Origin of the sequence: Bradyrhizobium sp. (genome assembly GCF_049798375.1) — a bacterium.
GTDB lineage: Bacteria > Pseudomonadota > Alphaproteobacteria > Rhizobiales > Xanthobacteraceae > Bradyrhizobium.
Window position 1 is genome coordinate 1 of sequence record NZ_JBARGP010000212.1, and the last position, 2,250, is coordinate 2,250.

The following is a 2,250-nucleotide window of genomic DNA, read 5'->3' on the forward strand; positions in this document are numbered from 1 at the left end:
TTGAAGGCTGGCAATGGCTTCAGAACGTCCGCCCTCCCCCGCTGATGCTGCGTCACGCCGCGCGGCCACACCTGCGGTCGTCTATCCTGCGGGCACCATGCCGAGACCCGACATGAGCGTGCTGGAGGCGGCGCGCGCCACGATGCGCAAGGTCGACGAGATCATCGTGCCGCCGCGCGATGCGCGGACGTTTCGCGCAGCACGAGGCCAGTTCGTCCGTATCGTCAGCATCGACGGTCCGCAGGTCGGCGACCTCAATCTCTGGAACGCGCACGATCTCTCCGAGCGCTTCTTCAGCGGCAAGACCCGCGCGCTGCACGCCACCCATGTCGGCATCGGTGACCGACTCTGGAGCACGATGCCGCATCTGCGGCCAATCGCGACCATCAGCCATGACACGCTCGGCTGGTACGGCTTCGATGCCGACGGCGCCGGCATTCACGACGTCATCGGCACGCGGTGCGATCCCTATACCAACATGCTGCTGAACGGCGCGCCGTACGACCACTGTTGCCACTCCAACCTGTCGCGTGCGTTAGCCGCGGAATTGGAGGCCGAGCCTCGCGCGGTCGAGCATCACGTGCATGACGTGCTCAATGTCTTCATGTGCACCGGCTTCACCAAAGATACGCATCAGTATTTCATGAAGGCGAGCCCGGTCCGTCCCGGCGACTTCCTCGAGCTATTTGCCGAGATCGACCTGCTCGGTGCGCTGTCGGCCTGTCCCGGCGGCGACTGCAGCGCCACCCATTCGAGCGACGCGGCGGCGTGCTATCCGCTGAAGATCGAGATTTACGAGCCGGACCGCGCCACGCTCGCGAATTGGCCGTGGCCAGAGCCAAACAATTATCACGGCGCGCCGGAGTAGCCACTGCCGTCATTGCGAGGAGCGTCAGCGATGAAGCAATCCAGACTTCCTTCTCGGCTCTGGATTGCTTCGCTTACGCTCGCAATGACAATGAGTCACGCCGGCCCCGTTCGTCCGCCCTGCACCGGACCAAGCTGCGCGCCGATTTCGCTGTCGAGATCTGCCGCCGTGATCGGCTGATCGACGATGAAGAGATAGCTTCCCGCCGAGACCACGCCGATCAGCCCGCCGACCACCAGCGCCGGCACGAACGAGCCGGTATGCTGCACGATCAGGCCGGTCACGGTCGGCGCCAGCGCGCCGCCGAGATAGCCGCCAAAGTTCTGCACGGCGCCGATCGAGGCGGTGCAGTTGGTCGGCACCGCGACCGAGCTCAGTGCCCAGGCGCAGGTCGAGGTCACGTAGACCAGGAACAGCGAGATCGAGATGAAGGCGATCGCTAGCGCATTGCTCTCGACATAGGCGGCGGCCACCGTGCAGGCCGCGGTGCCCAACAGCGCGATCGCGGCCGGATAGCGCCGGCTCTTCAACGGCTCGACGCCACGGCGCACCAGCATGTCGGCGATGTAGCCGCCGAGCACGCCGCCAACGACACCGCAGGCGAACGGCACCGCCGCCGCCCAACCGGTGTATTTCACGCTCATGTGCCGCTCGATCTCGAGATAGCCGGGCAGCCACGCCGTATAGATCCAGGTCAGATAGATGCAGCCGAAATAGCCTGCGATCATGCCCCAGGTGGTGCGAAATCGAAACAGCAGCTTCCATTCGCGGAAGCTGACCTTGGTGCGCGCGCCAGGCGGATCGCCCTGGGTGCGGTAGGCATTCTCGCCCGCGCTCAATGCGATCTCGCTTGGGTTGCGATAGAGCACGCACCAGGCGGCGGCGACCATCAGGCCGGCGACGCCCATGATCACGAACATCGCGCGCCAGCCGAACGTCAGCATCAGCATGGTCAGCAGCGGCACGGCAATCGCGGTGCCGAGCGACGAGGCGCAGTTGAACACGCCGGTGGCGAGCCCGCGGTCGCGCTGGTTGAACCAGTCGCGCACCACCCGCGCGGCCGTCGGGAATTGCGGCGCCTCGCCTAAACCAAGCAGCACGCGTGCACCAAAAAACTGGCCGAAATTCTGCACCAGCCCGCCGAGCAGCTGGGCGACCGACCACAGGCTCAGGCCCATCGTCAGCAGGATGCGCGGCCCGAGCCGATCGACCATGGCCCCGGTAGGCAATTGCGCGAACGCATAGGCCCAGAGGAAGGCGGAGAGCAGATAGCCCATATCCGCAATCGACAGCCCGAGCTCGTTGCGGATCAGCGGATTGGCCACCGCGAGCGTGGCGCGGTCGATGTAATTGACGACGCCTGCGATGACCAGGAGCGCCAG

Annotated in this window: 2 protein-coding genes; one reads left to right on the top strand and one right to left on the bottom strand. The window is 65.6% G+C overall.

Annotated features, from left to right (window positions below; all coding sequences use genetic code 11):
- Positions 1 to 13: 13 nt before the first annotated feature.
- Positions 14 to 868, top strand: coding sequence for an urea carboxylase-associated family protein (locus tag WA702_RS09115; protein ID WP_425110195.1), 855 nt, complete (start codon positions 14 to 16; stop codon positions 866 to 868).
- 95 nt (positions 869 to 963) lie between these two features.
- On the opposite strand, the gene WA702_RS09120 is transcribed toward WA702_RS09115, so the two are convergent.
- Positions 964 to 2,250, bottom strand: a 1,287-nt coding sequence (locus tag WA702_RS09120) for an MFS transporter (RefSeq protein ID WP_425110196.1), incomplete at its 5' end; no start/stop codon positions are given.

Bases quoted from the DNA above. Each gene is read 5' to 3' on its own strand.
- WA702_RS09115 (WP_425110195.1), top strand. From the start codon at position 14: ATGGCTTCAGAACGTCCGCCCTCCCCCGCTGATGCTGCGTCACGCCGC.